General features: G+C 53.2%; 18 protein-coding genes. 11 read left to right on the top strand and 7 right to left on the bottom strand.

Annotated elements, in window-relative coordinates; genetic code table 11:
- Window positions 1-891: 891 nt before the first annotated feature.
- The 6 genes from G006_RS0101220 (at window position 892) to G006_RS24615 (ending at window position 4,872) form a co-directional block, all read left to right on the top strand.
- The gene (locus G006_RS0101220; protein ID WP_020481332.1) at window positions 892-1,329 is read left to right on the top strand and encodes a DUF6152 family protein; all 438 of its coding nucleotides are present in this window, start codon (window positions 892-894) and stop codon (window positions 1,327-1,329) included.
- Between the two features lie 40 nt (window positions 1,330-1,369).
- Complete coding sequence (locus tag G006_RS0101215; RefSeq protein ID WP_020481331.1) at window positions 1,370-2,167, top strand: hypothetical protein; 798 nt, start codon at window positions 1,370-1,372, stop codon at window positions 2,165-2,167.
- Window positions 2,168-2,200: 33 nt separating this feature from the next.
- Window positions 2,201-3,232: a hypothetical protein gene (locus tag G006_RS0101210; protein ID WP_020481330.1), complete on the top strand. Its 1,032-nt coding sequence runs from the start codon at window positions 2,201-2,203 to the stop codon at window positions 3,230-3,232.
- 7 nt (window positions 3,233-3,239) lie between these two features.
- Complete coding sequence (locus G006_RS0101205; protein WP_020481329.1) at window positions 3,240-3,737, top strand: DUF6644 family protein; 498 nt, start codon at window positions 3,240-3,242, stop codon at window positions 3,735-3,737.
- A 5-nt stretch (window positions 3,738-3,742) separates the two neighbouring features.
- Window positions 3,743-4,219, top strand: a complete 477-nt coding sequence (locus G006_RS0101200; protein ID WP_020481328.1) for a DUF6644 family protein — start codon at window positions 3,743-3,745, stop codon at window positions 4,217-4,219.
- Window positions 4,220-4,296: 77 nt separating this feature from the next.
- Window positions 4,297-4,872, top strand: a complete 576-nt coding sequence (locus tag G006_RS24615; RefSeq protein ID WP_020481327.1) for a cytochrome c — start codon at window positions 4,297-4,299, stop codon at window positions 4,870-4,872.
- A 173-nt stretch (window positions 4,873-5,045) separates the two neighbouring features.
- On the opposite strand, the gene G006_RS0101190 is transcribed toward G006_RS24615, so the two are convergent.
- The gene (locus G006_RS0101190) at window positions 5,046-5,519 is read right to left on the bottom strand and encodes a 2TM domain-containing protein (RefSeq protein ID WP_020481326.1); all 474 of its coding nucleotides are present in this window, start codon (window positions 5,517-5,519) and stop codon (window positions 5,046-5,048) included.
- Between the two features lie 255 nt (window positions 5,520-5,774).
- On the opposite strand from G006_RS0101190, the gene G006_RS0101185 reads away from it, so the two are divergent.
- The gene (locus G006_RS0101185; protein WP_152428776.1) at window positions 5,775-6,305 is read left to right on the top strand and encodes a hypothetical protein; all 531 of its coding nucleotides are present in this window, start codon (window positions 5,775-5,777) and stop codon (window positions 6,303-6,305) included.
- 124 nt (window positions 6,306-6,429) lie between these two features.
- Here G006_RS0101185 and G006_RS0101180 read toward each other — a convergent pair whose 3' ends face one another.
- From G006_RS0101180 to smbP, 5 genes are all read right to left on the bottom strand, one after another.
- Window positions 6,430-7,671, bottom strand: a complete 1,242-nt coding sequence (locus G006_RS0101180; protein WP_020481324.1) for a hypothetical protein — start codon at window positions 7,669-7,671, stop codon at window positions 6,430-6,432.
- 79 nt (window positions 7,672-7,750) lie between these two features.
- Window positions 7,751-8,368: a redoxin domain-containing protein gene (locus G006_RS0101175; protein ID WP_020481323.1), complete on the bottom strand. Its 618-nt coding sequence runs from the start codon at window positions 8,366-8,368 to the stop codon at window positions 7,751-7,753.
- Window positions 8,369-8,388: 20 nt separating this feature from the next.
- Window positions 8,389-10,452: a protein-disulfide reductase DsbD family protein gene (locus G006_RS0101170; RefSeq protein WP_020481322.1), complete on the bottom strand. Its 2,064-nt coding sequence runs from the start codon at window positions 10,450-10,452 to the stop codon at window positions 8,389-8,391.
- A gap of 260 nt (window positions 10,453-10,712) precedes the next feature.
- The gene (gene fae / locus G006_RS0101165) at window positions 10,713-11,228 is read right to left on the bottom strand and encodes a formaldehyde-activating enzyme (RefSeq protein ID WP_020481321.1); all 516 of its coding nucleotides are present in this window, start codon (window positions 11,226-11,228) and stop codon (window positions 10,713-10,715) included.
- Window positions 11,229-11,365: 137 nt separating this feature from the next.
- A complete protein-coding gene (smbP, locus tag G006_RS0101160) occupies window positions 11,366-11,701 on the bottom strand; it encodes a small metal-binding protein SmbP (RefSeq protein WP_020481320.1) in 336 nt (111 codons plus the stop codon).
- A gap of 485 nt (window positions 11,702-12,186) precedes the next feature.
- Between smbP and G006_RS0101155 the strand changes: the two genes are divergently transcribed.
- From G006_RS0101155 to G006_RS0101140, 4 genes are read left to right on the top strand one after another with little or no spacing between them, the layout of a single operon-like run.
- Complete coding sequence (locus G006_RS0101155) at window positions 12,187-12,660, top strand: (2Fe-2S)-binding protein (RefSeq protein WP_020481319.1); 474 nt, start codon at window positions 12,187-12,189, stop codon at window positions 12,658-12,660.
- A complete protein-coding gene (locus G006_RS0101150; protein ID WP_020481318.1) occupies window positions 12,657-14,909 on the top strand; it encodes a xanthine dehydrogenase family protein molybdopterin-binding subunit in 2,253 nt (750 codons plus the stop codon). The genes G006_RS0101155 and G006_RS0101150 overlap by 4 nt, the downstream gene beginning before the upstream one ends.
- Window positions 14,910-14,952: 43 nt before the next feature.
- On the top strand, window positions 14,953-16,071 hold the full coding sequence (locus G006_RS0101145; protein WP_020481317.1) for an XdhC family protein: 1,119 nt from the start codon (window positions 14,953-14,955) through the stop codon (window positions 16,069-16,071).
- Window positions 16,055-16,651 carry a nucleotidyltransferase family protein gene (locus tag G006_RS0101140; RefSeq protein ID WP_020481316.1) on the top strand — a complete coding sequence of 199 codons (597 nt, stop codon included), beginning with the start codon at window positions 16,055-16,057 and terminating at the stop codon, window positions 16,649-16,651. Before G006_RS0101145 ends, G006_RS0101140 begins: the two co-directional genes overlap by 17 nt.
- Here the strand turns inward: G006_RS0101140 and G006_RS0101135 are convergent.
- Window positions 16,634-17,011, bottom strand: a complete 378-nt coding sequence (locus G006_RS0101135; protein WP_020481315.1) for a hypothetical protein — start codon at window positions 17,009-17,011, stop codon at window positions 16,634-16,636. The two genes, G006_RS0101140 and G006_RS0101135, sit on opposite strands and share 18 nt — an antisense overlap.
- Window positions 17,012-17,031 lie beyond the last annotated feature (20 nt).

Genomic DNA, 17,031 nt, shown 5'->3' with positions numbered 1-17,031 from the left:
AAATATATTTTTTTCCACCATGATTTTGGCTTTTACGTTTTTACAAAGCCTTGGTCAATTGTGACAGTTCGCCACTCTCAAAGTCCGACATTTTTTACTGGTTGAATCGTATCGGAATCGATGCCTGATTTGCATCGAAAATGGCTAATTGATGTCGCCAGCTCAGTGGCGGATATGCCTATCATTCAGGTGTTAAGAACCCAATCCACTCGGTTTTTTCAATATTTGCGTCACCCGACAACCGCCTAGTAAGGTCGTTTCATGGCCAAGGCATCGAATACGTTTGCTGAGGCGACGATGCGCGCCGAATCGGGAATAACCTCACCCGCCAAACCATCCGGATTGCCGGGCTAATTCTTCCGTACGCCAATCCTATAGTTTCCCGTCGAATTTATGCGGGCGGGTTACCAAGTATCCGGGCAGCACGCAAAACCCCCTCGTGGTTACCGCCGAGTGGTGCGTCGGCACATCCCAATCCCGCGGAGGTGCAGACGAGGCGTGCAGCGGTGCGCACCGGCGCTTGCGGCGTACCGCTGAGCACTTTGTGGATGTCCCTGTAGCCTGGCGGGGTGTAGCCAAAGCTTTCGGCGGTGCCGCTGGATCTTTGGGCATACCGCCGGAATTGCTCGAAGGATGTTGTACCGCTGCTGCGTTAACAGCACAGCAGTTGTCTTCACCGATAAATCGTCCTCTTGCCTTTGATCGTCACATGGTCGTCATTCGTAAAGTAATTAGCTATAAAACAACGGCTTAGCTAAATAAGCAATCTTAGTTATCCCGTTGCTATGGATTATGGGCCTGGTTTTTGCTGAATGTGGGCAATGACGTGGAAAGTTAAGCAAACCATTTTCCGCGATTGATTTTTTAGCGATTTAGCGGAGGACATATCGAATGAACACGAAAGGCAAACTGGTAAGCGTGATATTTGTTGGCAGCCTACTCTCCTTGACAGCGCCGCCAGCCCATGCTCACCACGCCTTTTCCGCCGAGTTCGACGCCGAACAACCCATAGAGTTAAAAGGCGTGGTCACCAAGCTGGAACTGGTCAATCCGCATAGTTGGTTATACCTGGACGTTAAGCAAACCGACGGCAGCGCCAAGAATTGGGGGTTCGAATTCGGCGCGCCATTCAGCCTGAAACAAAAAGGCATCACCAAAGCCAGCCTGCCGGTCGGCAGCGAAGTCACCATCCAAGGTTATCGCGCGAAAAACGGCAAGGATTTCGGCTATGCGGTTACTACCGTGCTGTCCGACGGCCGTAGCGTTAAAACCGGCGGCGCTCAGGATGCACCGGACGCACAAGCGCAAGGTAACGGACAGGCTCAATAAACAAATCGGAATTAACGAAATATAACGGAGTATGCCCTCAATGAGTTCACCCAATAACGGTCCGTCATCGCTGCATATCGCGCTGATGCTGGCCAGCGGTTTAGTTTTGCTGTTTCTGGCAACTGGCGACGCTGGTGCGGCCAACCCTAAAATTCCCCGGCTCGCCAACGGCAAACCCGACTTTTCCGGCATTTGGCAAACCACTAGCGCCGCCGATTACGATCTGGAGCCGCACAGCAACCGCAAGGACGCACCGCCCGGCGCCGGCATCGTCGAAGGTCACTACCTGCCTTACTTGCCTGCTGCACTGGAGCAAAAGAAGAAAAACTTCGCGGCGCGCGACACGCTGGATCCGGCCCTGAAAGGCTACACATTGGGCGTGCCGCGCGGCATTTATTACCCGGAACCGTTTCAAATCTTCCAGCGCAAACAAGACCTAACGTTAGTACATCAGTTCGGTCATTCGGTAAGAACCATACACACCGACGAAACCGATCATCCGAAAGACCCTTACGACTGGTGGCTGGGCGACTCCCGCGCGCATTGGGAGGGCGACACGCTGGTGGTCGACGTCAAGCATTTCAACGACAAAACCTGGTTCGACCGGGCCGGCAATTATCATAGCGACGCGCTGCATGTCGTCGAAAAATGGGCGTTTATCGACGCCAACACCGTCGAATATAAAGCCACCGTCGAAGATCCCAAGGTATTCAGCAAGCCCTGGAATCTATCGGTAATTCTGCATCGGCACCGCGAGAAGGATTTTCAGTTGATTGAGGACTACCGCTTTACGCTGGATTACGACGACGCGTATCCGCCTAAACCGAATAAACCTTAAAGCCGGATACCAGACGAGGACGTTATGACACACATGAATACAAGTCGCTCTGCGCTAGTTTCCGGGCTGGCCATCAGCGTAATGCTCACCGCCGCGCCTAGCCTATATGCTGCGGACGAGACGAAAAAACCGGACGCACCGGCTGCGAAACCGGCTCAACCGGCTACGAAACCGCTAAAACTCGGCGGCCCCGGCATCGAACAGGAAAGAAGTTTCCCGAAAATCGTCTCCGGCAAATGGACCGGCCCGAAAACCGCCGACGGCCAACCGGACGTGCAAGGCCATTGGTCCAACACTATCGCCAACCACAATAATTTTACCGACCCGCAAGGCGGCATCCTGAACGACCCCAATCCCAATCGGGTAGCCAAAGGTCCGCGAGAAGAACGCGCGCCCAGCCGGGTGAGTGATCCTGCCGACGGTCAGGTGCCGTTTCAGCCTTGGGCGCTGGATAAGGTCAAGGATTTTCAGGCGCATTTCCACGACCCGGTCAAACCGGAATACATTGAACCCTTGGCGCGCTGCGCACCGGGCGGCATTCCAAAATCCTTGTTTTGGCACGGTTACGAAATCAGCCAATATCCGGGTTATGTGTTGTTTCAATTCAACTCCGGCACCCGCATCATTCACCTGGATGGCAAGCCGCATTTGCCGGACAACATCAAGCTGTGGAATGGCGATTCGCGCGGCCATTGGGAAGGCAATACGCTGGTGGTGGACGTAACCAATCAAAACGGCAAAGCCTTGTTCGGCCGCTCCGGCGAGTTTATCAGCGAAAACGGCCATATCCAGGAGCGTTACATATTTAGCAACGATGGCGACCGCTACACCTACGAAGCCGTATTAAGCGACCCGACCGTCTACACTCGACCGTTTACCGTGACGGTGCCAGCACGCAAATGGACCGCAAAGGATCAGCCCAACGGCTGGCACTTCGAGGTCGAGCCGGCCAATTACACCGGCAAGGTAGCGCTTAAAGAGCCTATCCTCGATCAATATGAACGCGTCTGCGCCGAGAACAACGGCGGCTTCGGACTGGTCGCCGCTGAAGAACCGAAAAAATAAGCTCATCATGTCATTAGTCGAATTTGCCCAACTACTTAACGATTCCGAGTTCGGTACCGCGCTACGCGAGTCGGTGTACATGTTTCCCTTGATCGAAGGCCTGCATTTGATCGGCCTGGCAGTTGCCTTGGGTTTACTGTTTTTTGTTGATCTGCGCCTGCTCGGCCTGTTTCTGCCGCAGTTGCCGGTTGGGCAAGTCTTGCATCCGCTTAGGCCCTGGTTGCTGGTCGGGTTTTTAATCATCTTCGTGACCGGGATTTTGCTGTTCGTGGCGACGGCGGCAAAAATTATCACGTTGCCGGTGTTTTTCTACAAGCTGGGTTTTATCGCCTTGGCCGGCATCAATGCCTTGTGGTTTGAATTGAAATGGGGCCGCGACGTCGGGCACTGGGGCAATGCAGCCACGCTACCGGCAGCGGTGCGCTTTGCCGGTTTCACGTCACTAACTTTGTGGAGCCTGGTGGTCATCGCCGGGCGTTTGATCCCTTACTTGAGTTACCAATAAGCCTTATGTCTGTCCTCGAACTCTTCAAAGCTTTGCAATCCAGCGCGTTTGGCCGCTTCATAGGCAGCCTGGACCATTTGTTCTGCGCGGTATTGGAACTGGGCCATATCGCCGGCATGATCTTGCTGCTGGCATCGGTGCTGCTGACCAGTCTGAATTTACTCGGCCTGGGCTTAAGTTCCGTGCCGCTCGCGGAAATTCAGCGGAGCACTCGCAAATTATTCTGGACCGGCCTGACGCTATTGGTGGTATCCGGCCTGCTGATCTTTATCCCGGCCGCCACCAGTTACTACGCCAACGATTTCTTTTGGGCCAAATTCATCCTGTTAGGCCTTGCCTTGCTGGTGTATTTCACCCTCTACCGGTGGGTTGCGGCCCGCGACTCCAAGCAAATCTGGCTGGCGAAAGCTACGGGTGGACTGGCATTGAGTCTGTGGTTGGGTGTGGCCTTTGCCGGGCGTTTTATCGGCTTTTTTGCGTAACGCCGATTCATTCATTTTCAGTGTAAGGACGCTCCAGCATAGAGCTGGCGTCTCCTTTATTCGCAACGGGATTGCCGATGTTCAAACAATTTAATTCACGTTTAAAAGTTTTTGCCGGCAGCTTGGCGTCTGCCAGCCTATTGATGGCCTGCAACCCGGCCCCTACCGAGCCTGCTGCGCCGCCTGTTCCTTTCAAACCGGTGGCGACGCTGCAAGAGATCATGACCTCGATCATCGATCCGAATATCGACTTCGTGTGGAACTCCGTATCATCGGTTAGTACTGCCACCGGTACCGAAGAACGCCAGCCTCAAACCGACGAAGACTGGCGCTTGCTGCGACAACACGCCTTGTCTGTGGTCGAAGCAACAAATCTGCTGTTGATCGAAAATCGGCCCATTGCCGCTGCCAATGCCGTCACCTCCAGCGGCGGCGCCGAACTGACACCCGCTGCGATTAAAACCCTGATTGCCGAGCATCGCCAGGAATTTGTACAACGTGCGCAAAGCCTGCAAAGCACCGCGCAAGGTTTACTGGTAGCAATAGACGCCAAAAATGTAGAGGAACTGGAAAAAGCCGGCGGCGAAGTCGAACAAGCCTGCGAGCAGTGTCATAGCCAGTTCTGGTATCCGGGCGATGCTAGGCCGAAATAACCGTCAAAAAATCCAAATGGTCTGAATCGCAAAAACTGCGACTCTATTTATTCCAAATACGCTAACGCTGCGACTCGCCTCTAGTCCTGGCTCAAACGTTAAATACACTTTGCCGCGTAAATAAAATCGGGGACGCAGCGCAGTAAAGCTGCGTCCCCAGATCGTATTGCAATTTACAACGACCGCCCCAAACGCTTCTCGACCTGTTTTTTCTCCCACTCCGCGCCGAAGAAAGGCAGGATGTCGAATACCGACGAGGCATGAATCAACAGGCCCACACCCCAGCCCAACGCCGGCCAGATCACCCACAGATGGTGAGGTGTTTGCACCAGATTCAAGATACCCAAAGCGCCGATGACGACCAGATATTGAAGCAAATGCGTATAAAACCGCCGCAGTTTGCGCACGTGTTCCAGCGCGAGGATTTCTTCTTTACTAATGCCCTGACTTAAAGTGCTATTCATACCCGACTCCGAATTTAACTGTGAAAAATCGATCTCAAAGACCGCCGCCAGTGACTTCAGGGATTCCACGCTTGCCGTTTGTCCGCGCTCGATTCGTTGAATGGTGCGGACGCTGATGCCGCTTAAATCGGCCAGTTGTTGTTGCGACCAGCCATGTTGCAATCTCAGTTTTTGTATAAGCATTTGGAACTCCTTTTTTATCACTGGCCCTCAGTCTAGCGCTTGATTGGCCTGTTCCGTGACGACATTACCCCGCCAATGGCACGACAGTTGCCCGCCATTCTTTAGAAAACGCCTGCGAAAAATGCGATTAAGTTGCTGACTCGGTATTCAATTCCATTTTTTGAAAACAAGAGGGTTGGAGCAATCCACTCTCAAATCGTGTTGATAATTTTTAGGGCGTAGGCAAGAATGCCTTTCCTACTAAGGACAGTGGCATTGTCTATATTAAAAATAAATTTATCCCCAATGATCAAATCCCCCGGATCGGGCAGAATGGTGATGCGAGCCTTGCTGATTCCTTTAATCGCGTGGAGTCTATCTATTCCTGCTCACGCTACTCCGCCGTTTAGCTTTGGCATCGAAGACCCTGCGCTTCAGCCAGTTCCGAACGACGTTGCGGTTACACTAGCGGCCTTCGATAGTAATATACCGGAAATGGCTACTTGTACTTACATTGGACAGTCCTTGCCACTATCCGCATCGACTAACAAACTGGAGTATGTGGTTGCTACTACACAAGCACCTTGTGGTTGTGGTGCTTATTTGTGTCCCATATATGTATTACGTAAGTCGCAAGGTGCATATGAAGTGATACTTAATTGGAGCGGTTACGGGCTCTCTATAAAAAAAGGAATCCATCACGGATTGAATTCACTAGAGATACTGGCCGGTTCAGCTGGACACTCGGAAAACACAGTTTGGCGCTTCAACGGAAAGAAGTATGAAAAACTAATCACAGGGCGGTAACGATGTAGTAGGAATGAAAATTACTATACGTTAGCAACAACTGCGTAACCTTAAAAAATCTACTCGTTTTGAGAGTAGCTTGGGTTGCCGGTTATTCTTTCTCAATTAGTCCGATAAGCCCTCTTTATCCGTGACTGGCGGCAAGACTCAAAGTCCCTTCGATAAAACACCAAAACGTTTTTTGAGCCATGAAACCGTGATTCGGCAGTACGTATTTATCGGTCTGCACAACCCATAGCGGATCGTCCATCGGCACCTCGGCTACGGGACGTAATTGCAAGCCGTCCGCTACTCGCCAAACCGCAGCGCTGGCCATAATCCCTTCCGGTCCGGTTAGCATTAACGGATTAGGCGACGCATTAATGCCGCTAGCGGTATCGACTGTACACGACTGATTTGCCGATGCCGTAGCGGTCGTTTCCAAACGATGGGTGATAAAACCGCGAAAATGTCCGACGGCGGTCGCTGCTAAATCCCATTGCGTCGCGCCCTGCATGTCCGCTTGCTCGACCGGATCGAATACCGACTCGAACCAGGCCGGCACGGCTCTGCTATAGGTAAACATGTTTTTGGTGATGTTATCGGCTTCGGAGCTGGCAACTACCATCAATGGGTTTGTCTGCATAGGGTGATTCGTTACAGCCACTCGGCGGATGGCCGCGCGCAGAGCGGCAAAACGCCTGGCTTCAACCGCCGGATTGACCAACAACACCATGTCACCAAAGCGGGCTTGGTCGCCGCGTCCCTGTTGCAAGCGTTGCAACCAGACCGGTTGTAGTGCGTTTAACATCACGGACGCGCCTAGACTATGGCCTATGGTCAGCAAGCGGTTATCCGGATCGGCATCGCGTTTGACGACAGCTTCGACATTTAACAAGAAATCTAGAAATTGCTTTTGTCCTAGGCGTTCGCTGACCGACCGCCGCTCCCAAAAGGTCAAAGCCCGCAGCCAGGGCGTTTCCACCGTTTCGCCGCGCCAGCCCAAGTAGATGCCGACTACCCGGTAATGCGGGTTACGCAGTTTGATGTCGCGCAAACTTTCCTTGAAACGGCGGACGTTGTTATCGCTGTCCTTGGCATTGTGGTGCCAGCCGTGGGTATAAAGCACCACATATTGCGGTTGTTGGCTGTCTTGCAACCACGCTAATACGGCATCGGACTGGCGTTGATCGTAGAAACGGCCGTCGTCGTCGAATTCCACGAAACCCAAGGTGTAGTCATCTTGCCGGTTGACGACTAAATTCGCGGCGCTGCAATCCGCAGCGGCATTGGCTAGACAAGGTTTTACACTGATATTGGTACGGAAGTATTCTTGGGGAGCGCAAGCTGATAGCAGTATCAGCAGTGCGAACAGTAATCTGCTCATAAGGCGGTGACTAGGACAGAGACACAAGGTTTTGCGTCACTGTCCCACTCATGAAAGGTAATTTCAGCTACTGCAGGCATTAACCGGCATATTTGACGGTGCAGCCGTAAGGTTTGGTTACCGCTTTGCTGATGGCTTTACCTGCCGCCAATTCTTTTAGTGCTGACGAAATATAGTTTTCAGCCGTTGCGATGTCGGCCTGGTCTGCCGAGGCAATGCTGTCTATGCCGCCTTTGTAAAGCAACACGCCATTGGGATCGATGATGAACAATTGCGGGGTGTTAGTGGCACCGTACAATTTACCCACGGCACCATCCGGGTCAAACAGGGTGTTAGCGGGTGAAGCTTTGCGTTCTTGATTAAGTTTTTTTGCGGTTGCCGCATCGACAAAGCCCTGTTTGCCGGGCGCGGAAGAAATGACTTGCAACCAGACGATGTTTTGGCTTTGGGCTTGTTTTTGTAAATTTGGAATATTGCCGGATTGGTAATGTTTTTGCACAAACGGGCAGTCGGCATTGGTCCATTCCAGAATCACGGTTTTGCCGCGCAGAGCCGCCAAACTCAAGGTCCCGCCTTCGGCCGCCGCCGCAGAAAACGCCGGTGCCGGCTGGCCTACCACCGGTTCTGCTTTGGCAGGGGCCGGCATTAATAGCATTAAACTAACGGTCATCAATCCGAACAAACGCTGAGAAATCATAAATACTCCATTGCTGATGGTTAAAGACGGGCGCTTTGAATGGCGCCGATAACGAGATCGGGGGTCAGAATTTGCGGTAATACCGTCGCCTCCTGCGCTCCCGGTCCGAAATACAAATATAAGGGCACCCCGCTGCGACCAAATTGGCCCAATACCTTGGCGATGTCGGCATCGCGGTTGGTCCAGTCGCCTTTTAGGTAAGTCACCTCAGCGCTGTGAAAGGCGCCGCGAACCGCTTCGCTACTTAAGGCAACGCGTTCATTGACTAAACAGGTGATGCACCAGTCGGCGGTGAAATTGACGAATACCGGTTTGCCTTCACTGCGCAATTGGGCCAGTTTTTCAGCGCTGTAAGCTTGCCAGTTTTGATTTTTGCTGTCAGTTTCATGGCCCGTATGGGTCGAGGTCTCGATGCCCAGTTCGCCCGCCAGCAAGGCCAGCAGCAAAGTTACACAGGCGCTGGTATTGATGACCAGGCGTTTAAGTTGGGTGGTGTCGCGGCTAAGTTGCAATAACCAGATAGCGAGGGCAACCAACACACAGCCGCCCAATGCACCCGCAACGGCTTCTGGGCCTGCCTGACGGGCGAGCACCCAAATCAACCAAGCGGCGGTGGCGTACATCGGAAAGGCTAGGCCTTGTTTCAGCGTTTCCATCCATGCCCCTGGTTTGGGTAGCCAGCGCTGGAGTATCGGCCATTGGCAAAGCAGCCAGTAAGGTAGGGCCAATCCCGTGCCCAAACTCAGGAATACGGCGATCATTGTTGCCGGTGGTTGGGTGATTGCAAAGCCGAGCGCTGCGCCCATGAAGGGTGCGGTGCAGGGGGTTGCCACGACTGCGGCCAGCACTCCGGTGAAAAAGCTCCCGGCATAACCGTCCCGAGTGGCCAGCTTATGACCCAAGCCGGTGATGCCGGTGCCGATATTGAAGACTCCGGATAAGCTTAAGCCCACCGCAAATATCAAATAGGTCAGTATCGTTACGAACCACGGTGACTGAAACTGGAAACCCCAGCCAATGCTGGCTCCACCGGCTTTGACAACGACCAACACAGCGGCCAATGCGGTGAAACTGACTAATATGCCAGCCAGGTAAGCCCAACCGTGTCTGCGCGTTTTGCTAGGATCGTGGGCGGCTTGTTCTATCAGTGCCAGGGCTTTTAACGACAACACCGGAAATACGCAGGGCATCAGATTTAATATCAAACCACCGGCCAAGGCCAGTAATAGGGCGGTCGGCAAGGTTTGATCGGCCAAAGCGTTGGCCGGCTCAGCCTGAGGGGCATTTACAGTGCCAGGCCACACGGCGCTGATCTGATAAGCGCGCAAAGCGTCGCCGCTGCCTACTGTCAGTACGCCGGTCAGCGTTTGTCCGGGGCTTAATGGCTGGTCACCGGCTTGCAAGCTGATATCCAGACCTTGGTCGGCTACGCTTGTGATTTGCTCGCCAGCATGGGAAATCGGTCCCCAACGGTCGGGATAGAAGGCTAGCGCTTGATTGTCTGGCGCAGGCAGTTGTTCGCCAGTAAAGTGTAACCGGAGCGTGCCGGCCGACCCCTCAAGCAAGCTGGCTTGCCAGGGTAATTCAACAGGCCAGGACTTTTGGGTGGCTGTTATCAAAGGATGAGCTGGGCCTACCGCCACTCCTTTGGCGACCACCGGCAACTGTATTGCTAATTCCACCTCTTGGGGAATGCAGGCTTCCTCGCAAACCAACCATTTCACTTTCGCTGATATGGGCCATGCTGTGCCCACTTCAGCATTCTCGGGTACCCGCAGCGGCGAGAGTAGGGTGACGGCATCGTGATAGCCGTAATTGACGACAGGCCCCAGTACAATTTTGCTAGGCGTAGGCCATTGGATCTCGCCCACCGACCAGCCAGACGGTAGTTGGTATTGAATTTTGGTTGGGAGGCCCGAGTCGCCAGGGTTTTTCCAGTAAGTGTGCCAATGCGGAATAATCTGCTGGTGTACGCCAATCAAGATCTCATCACCAGGATGCACGGCAGTATGAGACACAATCAGGCTGGCTCTTACCTGATCCGTGGCCGCTTCCGGACCGGGGCTGGCTTGTGTGCATGACATTCCTAAAACTAGCGTGATGCCAAGGATAACGCGATAGAGATTAAGCACAGTTGCACCCTACATTTGCTGAATTAGTGGCAGTCATGCATTTTACAGTTCGGTGACGGCTTGGCTACGCACAGTCTGATCCTTGTTATCAGTGTTTTGCCGCTTAGATAAATGATTGCGCCAAATCGAAGAAACCCGCAAAGGCGGGTTTCAAACGGCTATGTGTTGTCGTTGCAAACATCAAAACGGCTCTGATCTGGCACACTGAAAAGTTAAACGTTATTGGTTGCGAAAGGATGTTTAGCGTCCTTTTTAGCGGCAATCACTTCTTGGGAACTTGGGAAGCCGGCGACAGCCCGGGCAATCGCTTCCTTAGTGGCTTTGTAATTGTATTCTTCGATTTTGGCGTCATCTTCAGCCAGCCAATGAATGAATACGCCCACGGAAATAAACAAATCGTCGGCTTCGTCGGCGGGAATGATGCCTTCTTCAACCGATTCCGCTACCGCAATGGCGACCGCACGTTGCGCCGGTCCAAAAATTTGTACGGCTTGTTTTGAGCCTTTGATCGTGACTTTGTTGAACAAGATCGTGGCCGGTTTCACCAGTAAGTTGGGCGCTACCACCGCCAATAAAGTGGAAAAGCCGTCTTTATTATTGGTCAACGCATTTGCAAAAGCAGTTTCCGCTGCGGAGCCGCGTGGACCAATGATTAAATCGATATGGGCTATTTCATTGCCTTCACCGACTAATGATTCGCCAACCCGCAAATTGGTTATTTTTGCCATTTTAAATAGTCCCTTTTTTATAAAAAAATGTAATTAATATTATCGACATGATCATTATCTATAATTGCCTGGTCCGGGATTTATCCGGGCCAGGCAATTAAGTGCGTTCTGTCTGTTTTGTATTACGTTACAGTATTTTAAATATTACCTGCCTTGAAGTGGCCTACGGCTTCTTCGGCATGTTTGGTCGCTACTTCAGCGTGGTTTTGTTTGCCATGCGCAATGGTTTCTTCCAGTGATTTTTTACCGGCGCTAATGTGTGCTTTTGCTTCGCCAGTAGCGGCGCTCTCCGCTTTATCGACGTGAGCTAAGGATTTTTCGGCGTGCTCTACCAATTGATCCGCATGGCCCGCTTTGCCATGGGTTACGGCATGCTCAGCATGTTTTAACGATTCGGCGGCATGTTCTTCGGCAAATACGCCGCTGCTGGCAATTAATAAGGCACTGGCAATCAGCGCTACAGTAGTTTTCATAATATCCCCCTGGGAAATGTTTAGTTAAAGTCACTATTTAAAGCCGCTATATTCCTAAGTTTATTTAGGATATATAGGCCTGAATAAACTTAGGAATATAGCGGTTTTAACAATACGAGATAATCCTTAATATCTGCTATATCGCCTAATTACTTAGTCAATTTATATGCCAGTTTTCAACTCGTTGTTTGCAAAGAAATTTATAGATTTAACGGTGATTGATGTGTTGGTAGGTCAGCAAAAGTTGCTGATTAGATGTTGATACAGCAGCTGCTTAGCGGTTATTGACGCGGAAGTAAGATTGCTATAAGCGGGTTGTTTTCTTCTGGAGAGTCGATTTGCCGGATAAATATCTTGATATTCAATCGTTTATAAGGCGCAGATCTGAAAGGTATCTGCCGAGCATATCCGGTGTGATTATTGCTTTACAGTGGACTGCTACGAGCGTGCTCCACATAATTACAACCAACAAATAATCGATTCTTATGAGCAAATACACAGTCAACGTCAACGGTACGCAAAAGACCGTGGATGTTAATCCCGACACGCCCTTGTTATGGGTGCTGCGCGATCATCTCAATCTGGTCGGTACCAAATTCGGCTGCGGAGTTGGGCAGTGTGGCGCCTGTACCGTGCATCTCGACGGTCAGCCGACCCGGGCTTGTCTGACGCCGATTGCCAAAGTCGGCTCCAGTCAGGTCACCACCATAGAAGGCCTGCATCCCAGCGGCGAACATCCATTGCAGAAAGTCTGGCAGGAACTGGATGTGCCGCAATGCGGTTATTGCCAGGCTGGGCAGATCATGACTGCGGCTGCGCTATTGAAAAAAAATCCCCGTCCGACCGACGCCGAGATCGATGTCGAACTGGCCGGTAATCTCTGTCGTTGCGGGACTTATTTAAGGATACGTGCCGGCATACACCGCGCTGCTGAACTCGCTGTCAAGGAGTCGATATGAACGAATACGAATTGGAAAATGCCAGCCGCCGCGATTTCTTGCGCAAATCCACGCTGGCCGGTGGTGGCTTGGTGCTGGGTTTTTATCTGAATGTAGCCGATAGCGCTAGCAAGCGCGTCGCCAAACCGTCCACCATTGCGGAAAGCAGCGTATTCAAACCCAATGCCTTTATCCACATCGCACCGACCGGCAAAGTGACCTTGATCAGCAAGCAGCCGGAGATAGGCCAGGGCATAAAGACTTCGCTACCGATGGTGATCGCCGAGGAGCTGGAGGTTAATTGGCTGGATGTGCAAATCGTGCAGGGCGATCTTGATCCGATTTACGGTAGCCAAAGTGCCGGCGGTTCGCGTTCCACGCCGACCAACTACCAGGAGTTTCATAAGCTCGGCGCGACGGCCAGGACTATGCTGATTCTGGCGGCCGCCGAACTGCTGCGGGTACCCGCCGCCGAACTGGTTGCCAAGGACAGCGCCGTGCATCATCCGGCCAGCGGTAAGCAGCTTAGCTATGGGCAACTGGTGGAAAAGGCGGTGTCGATCCAGGTGCCAGCGCCGGAATCGGTGAAATTAAAAGACCCCAAGGACTATAAATTACTGGGCACGCGGATCGGCGGGGTAGATAACCCCAGCGTGGTCACCGGTAAGCCTTTATTCGGCATCGATGTACAACTGCCGGGGATGTTGTATGCAACCTATCAAAAATGTCCGGCTTTCGGTGGCAAGGTAGTTAGCGCCAACCTGGATAAAATCAAGACTCTGCCTGGCGTAAAACATGCGTTTATTGTGGAGGGCGGTACCAGCTTAAAAGGCTTGTTGTCGGGTGTGGCGATAGTCGCCGATTCCACCTGGGCGGCGTTTACTGCCCGCAAGCAATTGGAAGTGGTGTGGGACGAAGGCCCGGCGGCCGCGCAAAGTTGGGTCGGCTTTACCGCCAAGGCCAAGGAATTATCCGAACAGGCCGGTAGTGAAGTGCTGCGTAACGACGGCGACGCGAAGCAAGCGCTGGAAGACGCGGATAAAACCGTGGCAGCGGCCTATAGCTACCCGTTTATCTCCCATGCCAGCATCGAGCCACAAAATTGTACGGCCTGGTTCAAGGACGGCGGCATCGAAATTTGGGCACCGACCCAAAACCCGGAAGCCGGGCAGAAGATCGTTACGGAAACCTTGGGGATTCCCAAGGAGAAAATCACACTGCATATCACCCGCAGCGGCGGCGGCTTTGGTCGGCGTTTGATCCCCGATTACCTCATCGAATCGGCGGCGATTGCCAAGCAAATCGGTGTGCCGGTCAAACTGACCTGGACCCGCGAAGACGATTTGCAACACGATCAATTCCGCGCCGGCGGCTTTCACTTTTTAAAGGGCGGCCTGGACGACAAAGGTAAGCTGATCGCCTGGCATAACCACTTTGTGACCTTTGCCCATAAAGTGGTGAAGGATGGCAAGGAAACCTTGGAACTGGGCAGCGGCGCCAATCTGTCCGGCGACGAATTTCCTGGTCGGTGGGTAGAAAACTGTTTGCTGGAGCAAACCCCGCTGGAGTGCAATATCCCCATGGGGCCATGGCGAGCGCCCCGTAGTAATGTGTTCGCTTGGGTGTTTCATAGTTTTATCGACGAACTGGCGCACGCCGCCGGTCGCGATCCGCTGGCGTTTCGCTTAGAAATCCTGGGCGATAAAGGCTTTATTCCTGGCACCGGTCAGCAAGGTATCCCTTACGATGTGAACCGGATGAAGCATGTGTTGCAGCACGTCGCGGAAAAGGCCGAGTGGGGCAAGAAAACTTTCCCACGTGGCCAAGGGCATGGCATCGCCTTTCATTTCAGTCATCTGGGTTACATTGCCCAAGTCGCCGAAGTCACGGTATCCAAAGACGGCAAGCTTAAAGTCGATAGAGTCGTGGTCGTCACCGACATCGGCGCGCAAATCGTCAATCTTAGCGGCGCGGAAAATCAGGTGCAGGGTTCGGTGGTCGATGGTTTGGGGGCCTTGATGTTCCAAGAGTTGAACATCGAAAAAGGCCGTATCGTGCAAAGTAATTTTGGCGATTATCCGATGATCCGTATCGCCGATGCGCCGACCCAGGTGGAGGTGCATTTTCTGAAAACCGACTATCCGGTCACCGGTCTGGGTGAGCCTGCGCTGCCGCCGTTGGCACCAGCTGTGTGCAATGCGATCTTCGCCGCCACCGGCGTGCGGGTTAGGCAATTGCCGCTATTGCGCACCGATTTGAGCTGGAGTTGATATGGCTAGTACAATCGCCGGCACACCCGCAAGCGAGTAAATCATGGCCAATCACATCAATCATCTGCTCGAAGCCTATCGGCAACTGCAACGCGACCAGGAAGACAGCGTGCTGGCGACCATTATCGAAACCTCTGGCTCCACGTACCAAAAGGCCGGCGCGCGGATGCTGATTACCCAGACCGGCGAGTTGGTCGGTTTGTTGGGCGGCGGCTGCTTCGAACGGGATTTGGTGGAGCAGGCCGCTTCGGTCTTTGCAACCGGCGAAGCCAAAACGCTGTTTTATGATATGCGTTCCGGGGATGATGCGATCTGGGGCTTGGGCCTGGGTTGTAACGGCGCGGTTAGGGTGTTGTTGCAGTTATTAAAAGCCGAGCAAGAATTTAGTCCGTTGAATCTGCTGGTCGAAGCCGCCGAGACCCAGGCTCATGGGGTATTGGTGACGGTATTTGATTCGGGGCATGCGGATTTTCCGCCCGGACGCAGCCAGTTCTTGCCGGCCGCTATCGTCGGCGAGCAGCCAATTTTGCCCAGCGCGCCGTTTCCATTTTCCACGGCGGCGCTGCAAACGGCCTTGCAACAAAAACCGCGCATCGAAACGCATCTGCTCGACGGCCAGGAGATCAAAGCCTTTTACGACCCGGTGCAACCGCCGTGGCAGTTACTGATCTTTGGTGCCGGTGCCGATGCAATACCGTTGGTGAACTGTGCCAAGTCTTTGGGTTGGCGCGTCACCTTAGTCGATCACCGGCCCGCACATATCAAGCCCGAGCGTTTTCCTTTAGCTGATCAATTATTGCATCTAACACCGGAACAGGTGACGGCGCAGCTGGATTTGCATCGCTTTAACGCCATCATGATGATGACGCACAACATTGAATACGACCAACGCTACTTGCAAGTCATCGTCCATTGCCGGGTGCCGTTTATCGGTCTGTTGGGGCCGGCGCATCGCAAACAGCGGCTATTGCAAAGCCTGGGCGATGATGCCGCGCTAATTAACGAGCGGGTATTCGGCCCGGTAGGACTGGACATAGGTGCGCAAACCCCGGAAGAGATTGCGCTGTCTATCGTGGCCGGCATCCATGCCCAGCTCAATGGTCGCAGCGGCCTGCAATTAGGCAGTGAAGTCGTCGCCATAAAGCATGCTTGCAGCCATTGATAATGTGCATGCCATCATCCTGGCGGCCGGTGCGTCCAGCCGGATGGGTAGCCCCAAGCAATTGCTGATCTGGCAAGACCGGCCATTACTGGCACATGCGCTTACCAACGCGCAATCCGTTTTGGCGGACCGTGTTGTGGTGGTGTTGGGCGCAAATGCCGAGGCGATAAAAGCAGCTGTCGATCTGGACGGCATCAGCGTGGCACTGAATCCGGACTGGGCGGACGGCATGGCCGGCTCGATTCGAGCAGGTATCGAAGCCTTGCCGGCCACGGCCGGCGCGGTGTTATTGATGCTGTGCGATCAACCCCTGATTAACGCCGCGCATCTGCAAAACCTGCTGCGGGCTTGGCAGCAGGCGCCGGAGTGCATTGTGGCGAGTCAGTACGCGGAGTCGTTTGGCGTGCCGGCCGTGTTTCCGGCCGAATTTTTTCAACAGCTCGCAAGTTTGACTGGCGATCGCGGGGCCAAGTCGCTGTTGGCTAAGCTCGATAGCCACTTGGTAAAAATCCCGTTGCCGGAAGCGGAACTGGACATCGATAACAGCGAAGATTACTCGTACTTAAACCTGATCCGATAGCGGTGTTCTAAATACATTGATCAGCAAGGCCAGAAATCCCAAAGCAACCACGCTGGAACCGATGCCGGCCAGCGGTTCGCCTACGGTCGGGTTGCCATCGTACAACAACGCTATCCCGACGATGGTGACAGGCAAGCCGAGGTTATGCAGCCAGAAATGCGCTTTGGCTAGAACATGGTTGCCCAGGGCCGGGAAGACTTGGTAGATCAGTCCCGAGAGTGCCAAGGACACCCAGCCCAGCAGATTGGCGTGCGCGTGAGTGTCGCGTTGTAGAAAAGAATGGCTGGCAGCCATGTAAATGCCGATGCCTATACCAATGATCGCGTAAACCACGGCGATGCGGATAAAGTTGATTGCCATAAAATTATTATCTGTGGAAT

The organism is Methylomonas sp. MK1 (genome assembly GCF_000365425.1).
Lineage (GTDB): Bacteria > Pseudomonadota > Gammaproteobacteria > Methylococcales > Methylomonadaceae > Methylomonas.
The sequence above is the reverse complement of the archived record's forward strand: the minus strand, read 5'-3'. Positions and strand labels throughout refer to the sequence as shown.